At 43.5% G+C, this 19,633-nt stretch carries 14 protein-coding genes and 1 pseudogene; all 15 read left to right on the forward strand.

All coding sequences use genetic code 11. The features are described 5' to 3' along the window. Positions 1–105 precede the first annotated feature (105 nt). The 15 genes and pseudogenes from ACXHJ1_RS19315 (at position 106) to ACXHJ1_RS19385 (ending at position 19,542) form a co-directional block, all read left to right on the forward strand. Positions 106–1,716 carry a response regulator gene (locus tag ACXHJ1_RS19315; RefSeq protein ID WP_340864826.1) on the forward strand — a complete coding sequence of 537 codons (1,611 nt, stop codon included), beginning with the start codon at positions 106–108 and terminating at the stop codon, positions 1,714–1,716. A gap of 18 nt (positions 1,717–1,734) precedes the next feature. Continuing rightward, positions 1,735–3,486: a cache domain-containing sensor histidine kinase gene (locus tag ACXHJ1_RS19320; RefSeq protein ID WP_090890628.1), complete on the forward strand. Its 1,752-nt coding sequence runs from the start codon at positions 1,735–1,737 to the stop codon at positions 3,484–3,486. A gap of 185 nt (positions 3,487–3,671) precedes the next feature. Next, the gene (locus ACXHJ1_RS19325) at positions 3,672–4,985 is read left to right on the forward strand and encodes an ABC transporter substrate-binding protein (protein ID WP_457905056.1); all 1,314 of its coding nucleotides are present in this window, start codon (positions 3,672–3,674) and stop codon (positions 4,983–4,985) included. Positions 4,986–5,047: 62 nt separating this feature from the next. Then, a complete protein-coding gene (locus ACXHJ1_RS19330; protein WP_457905057.1) occupies positions 5,048–5,983 on the forward strand; it encodes a carbohydrate ABC transporter permease in 936 nt (311 codons plus the stop codon). Position 5,984: 1 nt separating this feature from the next. Continuing rightward, a complete protein-coding gene (locus ACXHJ1_RS19335; protein WP_016820843.1) occupies positions 5,985–6,821 on the forward strand; it encodes a carbohydrate ABC transporter permease in 837 nt (278 codons plus the stop codon). A gap of 55 nt (positions 6,822–6,876) precedes the next feature. Then, positions 6,877–8,496, forward strand: a complete 1,620-nt coding sequence (locus tag ACXHJ1_RS19340; protein ID WP_457905058.1) for a glycoside hydrolase family 43 protein — start codon at positions 6,877–6,879, stop codon at positions 8,494–8,496. A 102-nt stretch (positions 8,497–8,598) separates the two neighbouring features. Continuing rightward, positions 8,599–9,747, forward strand: coding sequence for a glycoside hydrolase family 88 protein (locus ACXHJ1_RS19345; protein ID WP_457905059.1), 1,149 nt, complete (start codon positions 8,599–8,601; stop codon positions 9,745–9,747). 438 nt (positions 9,748–10,185) lie between these two features. Beyond that, complete coding sequence (locus tag ACXHJ1_RS19350) at positions 10,186–12,576, forward strand: cellulase family glycosylhydrolase (protein WP_457905060.1); 2,391 nt, start codon at positions 10,186–10,188, stop codon at positions 12,574–12,576. A gap of 325 nt (positions 12,577–12,901) precedes the next feature. Then, positions 12,902–14,101 carry a macrolide family glycosyltransferase gene (locus ACXHJ1_RS19355; RefSeq protein WP_457905061.1) on the forward strand — a complete coding sequence of 400 codons (1,200 nt, stop codon included), beginning with the start codon at positions 12,902–12,904 and terminating at the stop codon, positions 14,099–14,101. A 99-nt stretch (positions 14,102–14,200) separates the two neighbouring features. After that, positions 14,201–14,650 (forward strand): RrF2 family transcriptional regulator, encoded by a 450-nt coding sequence (locus ACXHJ1_RS19360; protein ID WP_016820848.1) that lies wholly within the window; start codon positions 14,201–14,203, stop codon positions 14,648–14,650. A gap of 270 nt (positions 14,651–14,920) precedes the next feature. After that, entirely contained in the window at positions 14,921–15,580 is a 660-nt protein-coding gene (locus tag ACXHJ1_RS19365) for a nitroreductase family protein (protein ID WP_016820849.1), read from the forward strand. Between the two features lie 102 nt (positions 15,581–15,682). After that, entirely contained in the window at positions 15,683–15,793 is a 111-nt protein-coding gene (locus tag ACXHJ1_RS19370) for a DUF6254 family protein (RefSeq protein WP_014599788.1), read from the forward strand. Between the two features lie 371 nt (positions 15,794–16,164). Next, positions 16,165–17,694: a right-handed parallel beta-helix repeat-containing protein gene (locus ACXHJ1_RS19375; RefSeq protein ID WP_457905062.1), complete on the forward strand. Its 1,530-nt coding sequence runs from the start codon at positions 16,165–16,167 to the stop codon at positions 17,692–17,694. A gap of 311 nt (positions 17,695–18,005) precedes the next feature. Continuing rightward, positions 18,006–18,311: pseudogene (locus ACXHJ1_RS19380) on the forward strand (LLM class flavin-dependent oxidoreductase); the annotation flags it as partial. 268 nt (positions 18,312–18,579) lie between these two features. Then, positions 18,580–19,542, forward strand: a complete 963-nt coding sequence (locus ACXHJ1_RS19385; RefSeq protein WP_025364932.1) for a zinc-binding dehydrogenase — start codon at positions 18,580–18,582, stop codon at positions 19,540–19,542. Positions 19,543–19,633 lie beyond the last annotated feature (91 nt).

Here is a 19,633-nt window from a genome sequence, read left to right on the forward strand (position 1 = left end):
AATAAGTTCATTTATATGTTTCCATTCGCATGATATTTTATGAAACAAAAATAGGGCTTAAGAACATACAAACAAGTAATAAGCTCAAGCAAGGAGGACTTATTCATGAAAACTATTAAATTATTGCTTGCAGACGATGAACCTGTCATATTACGCGGCTTAAAAAAACTGATTTCCTGGAAAGAGCTTGGGATTACCATTGTTGGTGAAGCTAATGATGGGAAAGAACTCCGCGATCTAATACGTATACATGAACCTCACCTCATTATCAGCGATATTAGCATGCCAGGTGGAAGCGGCATTGATATTATTTCAGAATTGAATGAACAAGGATTCCATGCCAAAGTTATTTTTATCAGCGCTTTTCAAGAATTTGTCTATGCCCGTCAAGCTATTCAATTAGGAGCGCTGGATTATCTGGTTAAACCTATAAATAAAAATCAGCTCGAAAAGGTAATAGCAAAGGCAGCCTCAATTCTCCGGGAAGAATCCAACGGCGAGCGCAATAAAGAGATGTTGACTTATTACGAAAAAAAGAATCGCTCGACAACAATAGAACAGCTGCTTGACGGGTTGTTGGATGGGGAACAAAAGACACTCAGCGCACTCACGCAAATGGGAGCCATAGCGATAAGCCGATTGACTACCGTGTGTGTGCTGGAGATTGATGAGAATACCAACAGCTCACAGTGGGAGGAGCGGGAACGCAATCTAGTAAACTTTGCCTTATCCAATATCATTAGAGAGACATTAGATCAGGAACTGAACGCGGGCAACGGATTGCTGGTTCAGAAAGAAGGGGGCTTTGCAATTCTAATCCAACATGAACAGAGAGAATACCCCCTACAACTGGCCACTGACCTTCACCATAAAATTAACAGCTATTTAAAACTGAGCGTTTCGTGCGGCATAGGGCTCAGTATAACGAGCATTGAAGAAACAGCGAAATCCTATCGCTCTGCTTTGAAAGCGCTTAAAATAAATTATTTTATAGGAATGAATCAAGTCATTCGGTATGGAGACGAGCTCACAAGGGTCCAGCCAGAGAATAGAACCATTACAGAGCTTCAATCTGATTTGGTCAAAGCGCTGATTAACCAGCAGAAGGAACAGCTTCAACTACTGATAGAGCAGTTACTTGAGCAGATCAGGATTCAAACCGGGGAGAATAAGAACTTGGCCATTTCGGGGGTTTACAACTCTATCTTGACCATCAATCAGGAACTTACAGAGATCGGGGGAGGAATGGAATACATTAGTAGCAAGCAAGGAGCCCTACTGGAAAGATTGACGCCTTGTCCTTCCTACGCCGATGTTGCTCATGTTGTTGAGGAGATTTTATCGGAAATGCTGCAGCAGCTTGCAAGCAAGCTGACAGGAAAAGAAAGTGCATTACTTATCAAGATTAAGACCTATATCGAAGAGCATTATGCAAGCAATATAACGCTGGAGTCTATGGCTGCTCTTTTTTATATGAACTCTTACTATTTCAGCAGCTTTTTCAAGAAGCATACCGGCCAAAATTTTAAAAACCACGTCACTGAGGTGCGAATGAAACATGCCCTCAAGCTGCTTATAGAGAGTGATCTGATGGTGTACGAAATTGCCGAGCAAGTAGGATATAACAATGTGAGGCATTTCAGCGATATGTTCAAAAAAAAGTTCGGCAAGGTGCCGCAAGAGTATCGGCAATCCTTCCGCCAACCACAATCATAATGAAGTAGGTGCTCCTTCATGCGTTCATGGATACCGATACCTAAAAGTATATTCGTTAAATTCTCTGCTTCTTTTATTTTGGTTGGGCTTATTCCTTTATTCGCACTTAGTTTCTTTTCCGTTCAGATTTTCTCAGGCTATGTGGAGCGATATACAACCAGCAACTTACAGCAAATGGTGATGTACATGAGCTACAATATTAATTCTGCCTTCCAGCAGTACAATGATATTTCGAAGCTTATGTATAACGTTCGTTATGAGGGGTTATCAGAAAATATACGTCGGAACCAAACCTATAATGTCAATGAACTAGAGCAGATTAATTCAACTCCTATCGACTCATTTTTGAAAACCGTACTATATAGCGACCCTTATATTACAGGCGCTTATTTTGTGCGGGAAGCCGACGAGAAAATCTATTACCAAGAAAGGGAGAATAGGGGGCTTAGAAGCGAATTCCTCCCTTTCCGTCAGTGGAGAGAGAAAATGAGCAGCCAGCCTTCGAAGGTGGCTATCTTCCCAACTCATCAGGACCAATATTTTCCCGGTGCAAGGCGTGACGTTTTCACTATAGCGCGAAATTTGATCGATACTTCAGGCTCTCTCAAGCATGAACATAAAGTGGTGGGTACGCTGTTTCTGGATATCGATAAGTCTATGTTTAATCGGTTTTTAAGTGAGCTTTACCTTGGAGACCAAGATGAACTGGTACTGATCGATGGCAAGGATGATATTTACTTCGGTCATTTAGATGCCAGGTTGAATGAAAAATTATTATTGAATTCTAATAAAAATGAAATGCTTGTGTTGCAGGAGGAAATCCCCTTTCTAAACGGTAGGCTGATTGCTGGCATTCATCGCGAGGGGTTGTTTGATCAGCTTTTTTCCGCGAGGGCTACCGTGTATATTGCGATTCTGATCTGCTCGTTAGTGCTGATTATTATGGGTACCTGGTTCTCCCGCCGTCTCGCTTCGCCCATCCAAAATCTGATACAGCAAATGGCTGTCGTGGAATCTGGAAAATTGGACATGAACCTCCCAGTGAACAGCAACGATGAAATGGGCAGATTGACCCAAGGCTTTAACCGGATGGTCGAACGTCTTCAAGCACACATTGATGAGGCCTATGTGGCTCAAATCAAGCAGAAACAGACTGAGCTGAATGCACTAAAAAGCCAAATCAGACCTCATTATCTCTACAATACTTTAGAAGTTATACGGATGAATGCAGTGGATAAGGAGGCTGATGAGGTCGCTGATATGATTCACTCCTTGGCCAATCAATTGAAATACGTCATTGATTACGGTGAAGACCGTGTAATTCTATCCAGAGAGCTTGAACACCTGCATGATTATTTCTATATTATTTCGGTCCGTTATGAGAACAGATATACACTCCGCTGTGATATTTCTCAGGATGTTCAAATGGATTGGCCGATCTTAAAATTATCCTTGCAGCCAATCGTAGAAAACGCAATCCAGCACGGGCTACGAATGAAGAAAAGAGGTACTGTCGCGATCACTGTGGAAAAGAGGGAAACAAATCTGGCGATAACGATTTACGATGATGGTGTAGGCATGGATAAAGCGACTTTGGCGCGTATAACTGAAATCCTGAATAAGCCTGATGCTCTCAGCAGATCCGTTGGTTTAAAAAATGTTCACGAGCGAGTACGTTCCATGTACGGAGAACAATATGGGCTATCCGTAAGCAGTCATGAAAATATTGGAACGTCTGTGCTGCTCTGTTTTCCTATCCCTGAAAAGTAAAGCCTGCATCAAGAGCGGATGACTCGTCCGTTCTTTTTTCATTCTTAAATTCCCCCCATATGAGGCTTAAAAAAGTTCATACAAGTAAAAACCAGCCAATGTTATTCTAAATAACGAAAGCGCTTACTTATGACGCAGCCGCTTTCAACAGCTTTTATTACATTAAAGAGGGGGTTTCAGTAGCTATGCTGAAAAAGGCAAAATTTACGTTAAGTGCACTAGTGCTTACAACGACCATGTTCTTGGGGGCTTGTGGTGGAAGCAACAGCGATACGAATGGAACGAGGTCTGATCATGAGGGAGAGAAAGTGAGCTTTACCATTGGATATGCCTCAGGAGATCCGGCTGCCAAAAAAGCGATAGCCGATACCATCCAAAGATTCATGAAGGCCAATCCTGATATTAAAGTAAAGGATTACAGTGAAAACTCCAGCAGCTCCTACCTCGATTGGCTGAAAACGAAGGATGCGGTTGGCGAGTTTCCTGATCTGGTAGAGATGCGGGATACAGAAGTTTTTGCTGATGCGGGCAAAATCGTTGAGCTGCCTTCAGACTTAGTGCAGTTGCTAGATTCACCTCCGGCAGTAGAAGGTAAAGTGTGGAATGCACCTTTATCAATGAATGCACCCCAAGGCATTATTTACAGCAAAAAAGCATATGCGGATGCAGGGATCACTGAGCTTCCTAAAACGTATGACGAGTTCATTGCCATCCAAGAAAAATTGAAGGCTTCCGGAATGACTCCGCTTGTGGTTGGTGGAAAAGACATTTTTCATATGGGATTTTGGGTAAACAAGTTTCTTATTGATGATGTGTATTCAAAAGATCCAAACTGGAATTCCAAGAAAACAGCCAAGAAAGTCAGCTTTACGGATGAAAATGTCGTACAGGCGATGACGGATTATAAAGAACTGTTCAAAAATTATGTGGATAAAGGTTGGCTTAGTACTCCTGACAATCAAACGGCTTCCTTTCTGATTACAGGCAAAGCCGCTCAACTATACTCTGGGACCTGGATGTTTTCACAAATCGAAGAAGCTGACCCGAACTTTGAATACGGCTTCTATGCGGTGCCTGACCGCAACGGCAAAGTGAATATTATAGGGCTTCCATCGCCTGCCGGATGGTCCTTGTCCGCTGAAGTAGCCAAGGACCCTGAGAAAACAGAAGCGATCAAAAAATTTATTCGTTTTTTCTTCGAGCCAGAGCAATATTCGCAGTATCTTGCGAGCATTAACGGAATTCCGTCTACGAAAGAGAAAGTCAAGTATAAGACCGGGGAAGCCATGCAGGTGGCTCTTGATCTGATGAACGACCCGAATGTTACAAAGTCTTTGGCTATTAATAACTGGTGGGGAGAAAACTTGATACAGCCTCAGTTCCGCAACTGGTTCTACAAAAAGCTGCAGGAGATGGTCGTGAACGACGGAGATGTCAAGACTTATATGCAGCAGGTGGACACAGAATATGACAATCAGGTGAAGGCGAATTCGATGTGAAATAAAACCTTTGGAGGAATCAGCTCCTAAGTGGTTCCTCTTTATAGGAAGGAATGGATTGTATGAGAGCACCCACAGCATCAACAGGAGGGCGCATTGCTACAGCGACAGCTCACCTAAAAAAGAAAAAGCAGCACCCCTTTGCCATAATATTTATACTTCCATCATTGATACTGTACACCTTGTTTGTTATCGTTCCTACCCTTGGCAGTGTTTATCTCAGCTTTACCTCTTGGAATGGAATAAGCAAGGATATCCGATTTATTGGCTTCGCAAATTTTGTTGAGATATGGAATAGTCCCCGGGTTCATAATGCGCTTAAGAACACACTCATCATGACCATAAGTCTAGTCATTCTGGAAAACATAGCGGCGATTGCCATGGCCCTGATGGTTGATAGGATAAGGTGGTTCAAAAATTTATTTCGCAGTATTTTTTACTTTCCCACTTTGCTTAGCGGGATCGTTATGGGCTTCGTATGGGCGATGATCCTTAATTATAATTTTGGCGTTGTAAATAAAATCCTAGATGCAGTCGGACTTGGAGGCTGGACTGTCGATTGGTTGGGAGACCCCAAATACGCAATGCTGTCCATCATTCTGTCCACGGTCTGGAAAGGTGCTGGTTATTACATGATCATCTATCTGGCAGGGCTACAGGGAATCCCAGCAGACCTGTCCGAAGCCGCAAGCATTGATGGAGCGAATGGCTGGCAGCAGTTCCGTTATATTACCTTTCCGCTGCTTGCTGGCTCTATGACCGTATGTATGGTGCTTTCCATGATCAGTGCACTAAAAATATTTGATCAAATTGCTGTTATGACGGATGGGGGACCCGGCTTTGCGACTGAAACGTTGACCTACATTATTTATAAGGTAGGCTTTGGCGAATTGAGACAGGGCTTCGGCACTGCGCTTGCTATGGTATTGTTTGTCATTATATTGATCATTACCGTTATTCAAGTGAAAATTCTCCGAAAAAGGGAGGTGCAGTATTGATATGAGCATGCAAGCACGCCAAAAAATAGGCGAAGTGATCCTGTTCGTGGTTACTCTGCTAGTAGCGGTCGTATTCTTTTTTCCGATTCTATTTAACCTAATGTCTGCCTTCAAAAGCAATGGTGAAATTATGCGCGATGCTCTGTCATTTCCGACCTCACTGTATCTAGGCAATTTCAAATATTTGTTGACTGAGACTGAGTTCCCAAAAGCAATTGTCAATAGTTTGATCTTGACCGTTGTTTCAATCGTTATGCAAATCTTGATTATTCCGATGGCAGGGTATGCGATTGAAAGGAGAAACGCCAAATGGACCCATTTCGTGTTCCTTTATTTTCTTGCCGGGATGATGATTCCTTTTCAGGCTTACATGATTCCGTTATTCAAAGAGCTTAAAATCCTTGGCCTTTACGGAAGTCTAGCAGGACCGATTTTTATTTATATCGCAGGCGCTGTGGGCTTCGGATGTTTGCTCTACACAAGCTTTGTAAAAGGGATTCCTAAGGAAATTGAAGAAGCAGCAGAGATTGACGGCTGTAGCAGGTACACTATTTTCTGGAGAATTGTATTTCCGTTGTTAGGTCCGGTTACGGCTAGTATGGTCGTATTGAACGGGCTTGGCATCTGGAACGATTTTCTCTTGCCAATGCTAGTACTTCCATCCGGTGAACCCAAAACGATGGTTGTAGAAATTTATCGATATATCGGGGAGTTTTCGTCAAGATGGGATATGATTTTCGCCGGAACCGCCTTGTCCGTTGTTCCTGTGCTTATTGCATTCGTTTTTATGCAAAAGTTCTTCATTAAAGGAATTTCGTCAGGGGCCACAAAAGGATGAAAAATCCTTCTTCCTTCCATTTAACAAATTACTCTACAGGAGGTTCTCCTTAGACATGAACAAAATTGTTAACCCTGTTCTGGTTGGCTTTCATCCTGACCCCTCTCTGATCCGAGTCGGGGATGACTACTATATGGCTACTTCTACTTTTGAGTGGTTTCCTGGTGTGGAAATCCACCATTCTCGGGACTTGATTCATTGGAGGCTGACAGCCAGAGCTCTTACAGAATCCTCTCAAGTTAATTTAAGAGGCAATGTCGCATCCGGATCAATCTGGGCGCCTGCAATTTCCTATGATGATGGTTTATTTTATTTGTTATTTACGGATGTAAAATCGCGCAGCAGAGTGTATAAGGACCTGCATAACTATATCATTTGTTCGAAAAGCATTGAGGGTCCTTGGAGCCAACCGGTAAGACTGAATGGCAGCGGTTTTGATCCATTTCTGTTCCATGACGATGACGGACGCAAGTGGCTGCTCAATATGCGTTGGGACTTCAGAAAAAATCACAACAACTTTTCAGGTATTATCATGCAGGAATATGATGCAAAGTCTCAATCCCTGATTGGACCAATACACGAAATTTATAAGGGCACGCCAGTAGGCGTTACAGAAGGACCCCAGCTGTATAAACGGGGAGAGTTCTATTATTTATTAACCGCAGAGGGCGGAACGGGGGTCCAGCACATGGTAACTCTTGCGCGCAGCCGCAATCTGACCGGACCTTATGAAACTGACCCCCATTTTCCGCTCATGACCACGGCGCACGATCCAACATACCCATTGCAGCAGGCGGGTCATGGGACACTGGTCGAAACGCAGCTCGGGGAATGGTATATGGCCCATCTGTGTACCAGGCCTTTTTCTGGCACTTCTATAATGAATCCGCTCGGCAGGGAAACAGCGATTCAGAAGTGTATATGGACCGAAGATGGCTGGCTACGTCTGAGCCATGGCGGCAAATTACCGGCTCTGGAGACAGAAGCTCCGAACCTACCAAGCCATCCTTTTCCAGCAGAAGAACCTAGAGACCACTTTGACAGGGAGGACATTGGCCTTGTGTATCAAAGTCTGCGTGTCCCATTCGATCCCTCATGGGTTAGCCTGACCGACAGACCCGGATTCTTGCGCTTACGCGGAAGAGAATCGCTTGCGTCTTTACATGATCAAAGCATGGTTGCCCGCCCAATCCAGCATTTCCATTGCTCGGTGGAGACCTGCATGGAATTTAAGCCGGAAAGCTTTTATGAAATGGCCGGTTTGGTTTGCTACTACGATGATGGAGATTACTACTATTTACGAGTGACTGGCGACGAAATCCGGGGAGTTACGCTAGGTGTAATCCTATCTAAGGCAGGCAAATATGATGAGATTTCGACAATGCAGCTTTCAGTAGTAGATTGGAAGCAATACTATTTGAAAGCCGTAATTCATGGACGGGATTTGATATTCTATGCATCTCCTGACGGGCAGGAGTGGACTGCCGTATGTAATCCACAGGACTTTGGCACACTGTCAGACGAATATGGAGGCAAACTCGGATTTACAGGAGCTTTTGTCGGAATCTGTGTCCAAGATCTGGATAGGCAGAGCAAGGAGGCCTGGTTTGACTATTTTGAATATCTTCCTCTGGAAAGTCTTGTAGACCATACTTCTCCGCAGAAAGAGAAATAGAGGGTTACGCCCATTTGCATTAATGGTTAAGCCCATGTTTGGTTATTTTCGTGACAGGCTGGGGTTGTCTTCACATTAGAGAATAAAGAAGGGATGAAATTTATGCTTACTTTAGATAGCACAACCGTTTGGGTTAACGAGATCATAGACCAAATCATCGCTAAGATGGAGTGGCTCAGCGAAAAATCAAGAAACAAAATCCCGTATACAACAATCGATGGTGAACATGATGACCGATCGGTCTGCAATCCTACCCATACGGAAGCGGATGGAATAAATTGGTGGACCAACGGATTCTGGGGGGGAATGCTGTGGCAGATGTATCATGCAACAGGCAATCCGAAATACAAGGACGTTGCTGAAATCTCTGAGCAGAAACTGGATGCCTGCTTTCATAATTATTATGGTCTGCATCATGATGTAGGCTTCATGTGGCTCCCCACGAGTGTGGCTAACTTTAAACTCACCCAAAATCCAGTTTCCCGCAAACGGGCAATGCACGCGGCAAACCTACTTGCAGGTCGCTATAATCCGGCAGGGGAATTCATCCGGGCCTGGAACGACCTAGAAGGCGAAGATACCAGAGGCTGGGCCATCATTGACTGCATGTTGAACATTCCGCTCTTGTACTGGGCTTCCGAAGAAACCGGCGATCCTCGTTTTCGGCAGATTGCTGTGAAGCATGCGGACATGACCATGAATGCTTTTGTGAGAGCAGATGGGTCCGTCAACCATATCGTTGAATTGGATCCATTTGTAGGCGGAGTGGTAAAAAGCTATGGCGGACAGGGGTACGAGGAAGGATCTTCATGGACGCGGGGGCAAAGCTGGGCATTGTACGGGTTCATGATGAGCTATAACCATACGCAAAAGGAAGAGTATCTGAATACGGCCAAGAGGGTTGCCCATTATTTTATCGCCAATATACCTGAAAATGGGGTTATTCCAGTCGATTTCAGACAGCCCAAAGAACCGGCGCTTGAGGATTCGACGGCTGCAGCCATTGCCGCCTGTGGTCTGATCGAGATTGCCAAAGTGGTCGGGTTGCATGAGAAAGATATATATTTGCGAGCAGCGATAAAACTGCTGCAGGCGCTACATGTCGACTGGACGACTAGCTGTGACTGTATCCTTAAGAACGGCTCTGCCTCATATCATGCAGCCACTCATCATCATTCCATCATTTACGGTGACTATTTCTTCATAGAGGCTATGTTCAAGCTCAAGGGGAGCGATTTATATTTCTGGTAAACAAGATTACCACCCTGAGAATATCGAGTTTAATCGACAACTATATAAATATAACAAAACTAGACAAGACAACTGTTGAGAGAAAGTTGTCTTGTTTTGCACTTTTAGGACCCATACCATGGAGTTAGGAAAACAGATTTTAAAACTTTTTAATCATCAAGGCATAGTACTGGAAAACAAAAATATATATGCTTTAGGTCGCTTTGATAAAATTTCATCGCTGGGAATGATACAGAAAATCTATTAAAGCGAATAATTTTTTAGTTGTAAAAGAAAGCGTTTACTTAAGGGTTGTTCCACGTTTGTTTGTTTTTGTCCCAATTATGAACGGAAAGGAGAAGACTTTGCCATGCCTCAGGGATAGAGATTGGAATTGAAATCTATGAGACGCAGGGGTAACCAATTAGCTGTTTATTATGCTCAATAGGAGGTTTGGGAATGAAAAAAACCATAACATGCTTGATTTTGTTTGGACTGCTTATGAGTATGTTGCCGATCAAAAATGTGAGCGCTTCCGATAATACTAGGCTTACCCAATCGGCAACCGCAAGCTCCATCGAAGATGCGAGTAAAGCGGCTGATTTTGCGATTGACGGTGACCCGCTAACTAGATGGTCCTCACAATATTCAGATCCGCAGTGGATAAGTGTAGATCTCGGTAGCACCACCAAAATCAATGGCGTTACGCTTAACTGGGAAGCCGCTTACACGAAGTCTTACCAAGTTCAGACATCGACGGATGATGATCATTGGACTACCGTCTATTCCACCACGACTGGAGATGGAGGAATCGATAAGATATCTTTCGAAGCAACAGACGCTAGATATGTAAAAATGAGTGGCATTGAAAGGGCTACCAGCTACGGATATTCCCTTTGGGAATTTGAAGTGCATTCAGCTGACCAGCCGGAGGATAACTCACCTCCAACAGCGCCCTCCAATCTGGTCAGTTCCTCTGTATCGGATACGACAGTAAGCTTGCAGTGGACGGAATCTACAGACAATGTAGGTGTTTCAGGCTACGACATCTACAAAGGATCGGACCTCGTAGGTTCCAGTGCGTCGACATCCTTCATCGTTACCGGCTTAACAGCCAACATGGCGTACAGCTTTTACGTGAAAGCTAGAGATGCCGCAGGTAACGTGTCAGATACAAGCAATGTGATTGATGTTACCACCACCACAGCTAACACAAATATTGTTTCAGGTGAAACATATAAACTAACGGCACAGCATAGCGGCAAAAATCTGGAAGCAGGAGACTCAACTACCGATGGAGCGAAGGTGCAGCAGTGGACGGACAGCGGCAGCGCTCGGCAGAGATGGAAAGTCATTGACGTTGGCAACGGATATTATAAATTGCTTGTACAATCCAGCGGTAAAGCATTAACAGTAGCCGGAGGCTCCTCAGAAGATGGTGCTAGTGTACAGCAATGGACAGACAGCGATTTAACTAATCAAAAATGGAAAATGATTGACGTCGGCGATGGATATTATAAGCTGCTTGTACAATCTAGCGGTAAAGCGCTGGATGTAATCGGGGGTTATACTAATGACGGGGCAAATGTGCAGCAATGGACGGATAACGGAAATGATCAGCAGAAGTGGAAGTTTACGCTTGTTGACTCAACCCCTGATACGACGGCACCAACAGCACCAACAAATCTGAAAAGCTACTCCAAAACAAATACTTCGGTAAGTCTTGTATGGACCGCATCAACAGACGATGTAGATGTTACCAGCTACGATGTGTATAATGGAACAACTTTAGTCGATTCAACAACCACGACAAGTTATACGGTGACGGGACTTACCGCTAATACAGCATACAGCTTCACTGTAAAAGCCAGGGATGCAGCAGGAAATATTTCAGCAGCAAGTAATATCATAAAAGTTACGACGAATTCTACAACTGAGAATACAGGTTTTTATATTAACGGAACAACGCTCTACGATGCCAAGGGAAATCCGTTTGTTATGAGGGGAATCAATCACGCTTATACCTGGTATAAGGGACAAGAGTCTGTAGCGATCCCTGCCATTGCCAAAACGGGAGCGAATACTATTAGAATCGTACTGTCAGATGGTCAGCAATGGACGAAAGATGATCTGTCAGCGATACAAAATTTAATCACATTATCAGAGCAAAACAAATTGGTCGTTGTTCTTGAAGTCCATGATGGCACTGGGTCTGACAGCGCTGCTGTATTGGATAATATCGCTAATTACTGGATTGAAATGAAAAGCGCACTCATTGGGAAAGAAAGCACCGTCATCCTCAATATCGCGAACGAATGGTATGGAACCTGGGATGGAGGAGGCTGGGCGCAAGGTTATAAGTCTGTTATTCCTAAGCTCAGAAATGCTGGCATCAAAAATACAATTATTGTTGACGGTGCAGGATGGGGGCAGTACCCGCAATCTATTTTTGACTACGGAACAGAAGTCTTTAATGCAGATCCACTTAAAAATACGATGTTCTCCATTCATATGTACGAATATGCCGGCGGAAATGCCGCCACAGTAAAGAGCAATATGGATAATGTACTGAATAAAAACCTGGCTCTGCTGATTGGAGAATTTGGTATTAAGCATACAAGCGGTGATGTGGATGAGGCTACCATTATGAGTTACGCTGAGCAAAAGGGCGTAGGTTATCTTGCATGGTCTTGGAAAGGAAACAGCCCGGGTCTTGATTATCTGGATATGGCCACTGACTGGCAAGGATCCAGCCTTACGGAACAAGGTCGTATTATCATTGAAGGCCCTAATGGTATTAGGGCGACATCAAGATTAAGCACGGTTTATAGCGATTCAGCCAACAAATAGTCATCCAGTAAACCATGAGTATTTAACGTTATCCAACAGTGTCCAGCATGAAAACAAGTCTTTGCTGTATGCAAAGCCGCCAACTTGGCGGCTTTTTTTGTTGCAGAGTAAGAATATACATCGAATCAATTCAAATGTCGTCTTACAACCTACTAACTTAAAAGAATAATAAACAAGTTATGGAGACGGAGACGATTGAAAGTATATTAACTTGAGAAAGCAGCTACAATGTTCATTAGAGAAGCAGCACCCTGAAATTCAGAGAACATGTTAGAATCAGAAACGGATAATTTTACTGAAGAAAATGAACTAAGGAGCGGTTGAAATGGCGCGTGTTTTATTTATTAATGGTGGATCAGAGGGACATATCAATCCAACCATTGGAGTTGTACAGGAGCTTATTTCGCGCGGAGAAGAGGTAGTGTACTTTTCTATAGAAGCCTTTCGGGAGCGTATCGAGAGGACGGGAGCTTCAGTACGAACATTTGACGATCAAAAATTTATAAAAGCTTTTATCTCAGGTGGAAGAGATTATTTGCTGGAAAGAATTAACGGCCTTTTACTTACGGCAGATATCATCATTCCAAGCGTTCTCGAACAGATCAAAGGAGAGCATTTTGATTATATCATCCATGATTCCATGTTTGGGTGTGGACGTATACTTGCTCAAATTCTTAAGCTTCCTGCAATCAATTCTTGTACTTCTTTCGCCCAGACAAAAGAATCATTCAATCATATTATGGAACAATTCTCCATTAATGTCCCTAAAGATATAGTTAAACCTATAAATGATAAATTTCAAAACCTGACGGCAATGGTAAAGGAGAAATATGGAGTGGAGATCCATTTACCTTACGAAGTGTTTTGTAATCCTGCACCACTTACAATCGTATATACAACAAGAGAGTTTCAACCTTATGGAGAAGCATTCGACCAAACTTATAAATTTGTAGGTCCATCCATCTCTTCACGATTAACGCAAGAAAGCTTCGATTTTACTGCAATCAAGGAAAAAAAACCAATTTACATCTCATTGGGTACAGTCTTTAACCGAGCAATTGACTTCTATAAGCTTTGTAATGAGGCATTTGGGAACACGGATCATACGGTTGTCATGTCGATTGGGAATAGAACCCAAGTTTCCGATTTAGGGGAAGTTCCTGAAAACTTCATCGTAAAAAATGATGTACCACAAACGGATATCTTGCAACACACTAAATTATTTATTACACATGGTGGAATGAACAGTACCCACGAAGGTCTATATTACGGGGTTCCGCTGATTATAATCCCGCAAAGCGCGGATCAACCGATCATCGCAGGACAAGTCGCCAATATGGGAGCAGGTATTAAGTTACAAATGGAAAGCTTGACTGCAAATCAATTGCGTGAAGCCGCAGATCATGTGTTAAGCCTCCCATTCAAAAAAGCTGTTGCACATATGAGAGAATCTTTTCAAAAAACTGGTGGATATCACCAAGCTGTTAATGAGATTTTCGCATTTAAAGGTCAATATCATATTTAAATATATATTGGATGTAAGCTCGTCTATTGCAGCATATTAGGGAATTCGGTAGAATTTACTCATACTACTTATGAGTAAGCTGGAAGGAGAGAGTAAAGGTTGAAGCAGGAGTATTGTACGCCGACTCAGCACCCAAAGTGGTTTGGACTGGCTGTTCAAGCACTTGTTATATTGTCGCAGGAAGACAAAAGCATAGCTTGTCCAAGTATTGAACTCGCCAAATATCTTCAGTCGGAGCCTTCTTTGCTGCGCCGCATACTTTCCGTTCTCGCAAAGGAAGGGTTTATCGGGACCCGGGAAGGCCGTGACGGCGGGTACCACCTTAGGAAACCGGCAGAATCTATACAACTGGTTGATGTATACGATGTATTTCGTTCAGGCAGCAGGCTTTCCTTCGGTATTACCGAGACAGCTGGCACGCATCCGCTCGGTAAATGTATGAAATCTACGCTTGAGGATATTACTCAAGAAATGGACGACAGCATACGCGGAGTATTAAGCAAGTACACAATTGCAGATCTCGCCAACCAACTGGAAGCCAAGCTTTAGATGGACCTGGAAAAAGACGGTTGACAGCGGCTTGCTTAGATTTTATACTGTGCAATATAAACCACAGTTAAATGCAAGCCGCGCGCAGCGTTAATTTTTAAGGTTATCTGTGTGATAATGAACACAGTTATGTCTGTGCGCAGAAGCGTAAATATTTTGGATTTTTCAAGGTACTTCGTTTTAGTAGGAATTCAAGCTCTGACTAGCCGCAAAGTCTGAATTTAACTGTGCTGAATAAAAAACAGTATTTATTTAAAAGGAGGATTCATAATGTCAACTTCAACTCATACTGGCCAGAGCTCCGCCTTGTTCGCCGATGTCATCCGCGAGCGCCGCTCTGTGCGTCATTACGACAAATCGGTTCGTCTATCTCACGAGGAAATTAAGGATATTCTGAAAGAAGCGTCGCTTGCACCTTCTTCGAGTAATGTTCAGCCCTGGCGCTTCTTGGTTATTGAAACAGAGGAATTGAAAGCAAAACTGCAGCCAATCGCCTATAATCAATCCCAGGTTACTGAGGCTGCAGCGGTGATCGTTGTGCTTGGTGATACGGAAGGATATAAGAAGCTCGATGAAGTTTTCGGCGAAGCAGTAAAACATGGCTATATAGCGGAAGATACCGCTAAATCGTTCGTAGAAAGATCGATTCATACGTATGCTTCGTTACCAGAGGAAAGCCTTCACAAAGTCATTCATATCGATGGTGGTATTGTATCCCAGCAGCTCATGCTGGTTGCACGTGCTCACGGCTACGATACGGTCGCGATGGGTGGCTATAATGCGGCCGAGCTTAAGCAAGCGTTCGGTATTAGAGACCGCTACATTCCAATCATGCTGATTGCACTCGGTAAAGCGGCACAACCGGGTCATCAGACAACTCGGCTGCCGATAGACGACATCACATTCTTTAACGAGATGCCCGCTAACTAAAAACAAAACCCAACGAATTTAATTTTATGAATGAATAGAGACGAGAAATGACAACTTAAGGAAGTAGTATACATTCACAATTTCCAAAGGAGGATATCTGTTATGGCTCACCAGAAGAGAAGGAAAGAAGCTGCATGGAAGTCACGAAAGCAAGAACAGCATCCCCATGGTAAAATCAAATCGCTCAAGGAATTGTCCAGCGAACAGGATTGAGGAGTATACTACTTGGAAAAGAAGGGCTGTCGATGAAATTTATCGGCAGTCTTCCCATGGTGTGTGATCATAAAGGCCCTTCATACAGGCGGCATCCAATATGTTTTATTTCAGTGGTCAGTGTTATTGGAGGCATTAAGTTAGCTATTCACCCCTGAAAATATACATATATTTTCAGGGGTGTTTTTATTAGGTTTTCTTTGTCAAAGCGAAAAATTACTGCAATTCACCAATGCGTGTGGGGTACTGTCGGCCCTTTTACGGAAAGCTTACCGACGGACGGTAGAGGACGTTCTTCGCTTGCAAGAAGCCGTAAACTGATGATAACGTTAATTTGACGAAAGCTAAATTAGGATGGGAGTTGAAAATTCTTGAAGAAACTCGGTAAATTTTTGCTTGTAGGTTTAAGCTTGGGGTTGGGCCTTGCAATCGGTAATCTACAGACTCCTGCCGCCTCTGCCGCTAGTACCGAATATTATGTGTCGACAATTGGTAGCGATTCCAACGCGGGAACAAGCGACGCGCCGTGGAAAACGCTCCAGCATGCGGCTGACACAGTCTCTCCAAGCAGCAAGGTCTATGTCCGAGGCGGTGTTTACAAGGAGAAACTGAAAATCACCCGCTCTGGCTCCGCCTCGCAAGGCCCCATCGTGTTCGCAAGCTATGGCAACGAAACCGCCATTGTTGACGGAACAGGCCTATCGGTCAGCGGGAACGAGGGGTTAATCGAATTGGCCGATGTCGATTACGTTACCATCCAGGGGTTTGAAATCCGCAATTTTACCACAGCTTCCAAGAACGCAGTGCCTACAGGCATTTACGTTCACGGTGCAGGGAGCTTCATCAATCTGTCCGATAACAAAATCCACGACATCAAAAACACGGCCACCCCAACCGGAAAGGACCGGCTGGGACGGGACGCTCACGGCATCGCTGTTTATGGCACGAAAGCTCCTGCATCGATTCACAACCTTACAATCAGCGGCAATGAACTATACAATCTCGTGCTCGGCTCCAGCGAATCGCTTGTTTTAAACGGTAATGTGAACGGCTTTGCAGTGACCAGCAACCTCATTCACGATAACGACAACATAGGAATCGATCTGATCGGCTTTGAAGGAACCGCACCGAATACTGCTTACGATCAAGTGCGAAACGGGTTGGTAAAGGGCAACCGAGTGTACAATAATTCGGTTCGAAATAACCCATCCTACAAGAGCGATGACAACTCGGCCGGCGGCATTTATGTAGATGGGGGCAAGGACAACATTATTGAGCAGAACTACAGCTATAACAATGACATCGGTGTCGAAATAGCCTCCGAGCATGCCGGCAAAGCCACCAGCAATATTACGGTCCGCAGTAACGTGATATATAACAACCGATTGACCGGCATTGCTATGGGCGGCTATGATGACGAACGTGGCTCAACGGTAAACAGCAAGATCGTGAACAATACGCTGTACAAGAACGATACATTGGACGATGGAAGCGGCCAGTTTTTAGTTCAGTATGATACACGAAACAACGTGATTAAGAACAATATTTTCGTAGCGAGTTCGACTGATGTGTTGATCTACAATGGATATACCCAAAATTCCGGCAATGTTGTTGATTATAATCTATATTTTGCACCTGGTGGCAGTTCGGGAGCCAACTGGACCTGGAAAGATAAAGAATATACGGGATTCGCCACGTACAAATCGGGAACGGGTAACGATGCGCATTCTCTGTTTGTCGATCCTAAATTCGTGAATGCCACGAATGGCGACTTCCATTTGCAGCCCTCGTCACCAGCGATCGATTCAGGATCAACGGATAACACCATCATCGGAACCGAGGATATCGACGGGGAGCCCCGCGTGAAAGGGAAGGCCGTGAATATCGGTGCAGATGAGTGAAACAAAACTAGACTCAAATGAATAGCTGATTTATCCCAAAAGCCCTCTAGGTTCGAGGGCTTTAGTCTTTATACATATAACATTCATAATTTGTGTATTTGTAATTTTTGTAGTTCTTGATACACTATAATTGATAATGAGAATCATTATTGATTAATTGAAATGTCACTTTATGATCACCGAGCCCTTGTTGCTATGGAGAGGCATTCGTCCTGGATGTTAACTCGGTTGGCTTTGCCTACTTGAGCATACACTGATCGGAACATTTCCTAGGTGCAACATTATTTTTCTATAGAGAAAGGTTGATAGTATTGGCTGCAAATAGACAATTATGTATTGGGTTATCCTTATCTGCAACATGGATGAAAGGAGACGGTTGGCGGCGCCAAGACAGCGGTGTGGAAAAGATGGGGGCCATTGACTATTACATTGATTTGGCGAAAATGGCGGAGAAGGCAAAGCTCGATTTTCTTTTCAGGGCGGATTATCTGTATGTTAGCCCGCAGATGCTGGGCGGTTCCGCTAATTTTGGTAGTCCTGACTCTACAATGATGTTTGCGGCGATTGCTCGTGAAACCGAGCGAATTGGATTAGTGACAACAATTTCCACTACCTTTTTACTTTGTCATTTTCATAATATATTAATAATTACACATATATTATTGCAAGGAAAAGGCGCTATTTAGCGTCTTTTTTGTTTCAACGGAAAAAGTTATTAAACCATATTGAGGACAGGATCTTGTTCCTTATATTATACCAGCTTTGCCCAAAAAATAAGTGGAATGCAACCAAAATAATTTTATTATTCAATTAAACAATTGAGTAATATCAAACTATATCATATACTAAGAAAGTTCTATAACAGAATCTAAGGAGGTCAATCTTATGACTATGATGAGAGCGATACAAGTTCCTGCTAAAGGCGAATCCATGAAATTAGTTGAAATTCCTATTCCTGTACCTGAAGAAGGGCAAGTACTTCTCCGTATAGAAGCGTGCGGCGTATGTAACGGTGATTCCATGGCCATTGGTGGTGCTTCCCCAGAATATCCGCGGATACCAGGTCATGAAGTGATCGGAATCGTGACGGAGTTAGGATCTGGATCTACCAGATGGGAAATCGGACAACGAGTAGGTATTGGATGGCATGGAGGACATGATCATGTTACCGGCCTGACTATGGATGGAGGCTATGCTGAATACATGGTAGCATTTGAAGATAGTCTGACCCACATACCTAATGAAGTGTCTTCTGAAGAAGCAGCTCCTTTGATGTGCGCAGGAGAAACTACATTTAGTGCACTGCGAAATAGCTCAGCCCGACCAGGGGACCTCGTTGCGATTTCCGGAATTGGTGGACTTGGTCACTTGGCTGTACAATACGCAAAAAAAGCTGGGTATCAGACCATAGCAGTATCTCGTGGTAGTGATAAAGAGAAGCTTGCTCGGGAACTTGGGGCACATTATTATATTGATTCCGAAAAAGAAGATCCTGCTAAAGCTTTACAAGCGCTAGGGGGAGCAAAAGTTATTCTTGCTACAGCACCAAATGCAAAAGTCATTTCCACATTAATTGATGGGTTAGGAAAAGATGGAGAGCTCATTATTGTAGCCGGTTCTGGTGAACGTTTAGAACTGTCTGCCATGGACTTTCTGAAGGGACCCCATACTGTTCGGGGTTCGTTTACAGGACAATCGAAGGAAATTGATGCGGCAGTTCGATTTAGTGTACTGACCGATGTACGACCTATGATCGAAGTTTTCCCGTTGGAACAAGCTAGTGAAGCATATGAAAAAATGATGTCGGCTAAGACACGATTCCGTGCCGTGTTGAGCATGACCAAATGATAAATCCTTCGCAAATCTCTTCACTCTTGACAGATAAAGAGTACAGTTTTATAATTCAATTAATCAATTGAATATTATATGATTGATGAAT

The organism is Paenibacillus sp. ALE2, from assembly GCF_054113385.1.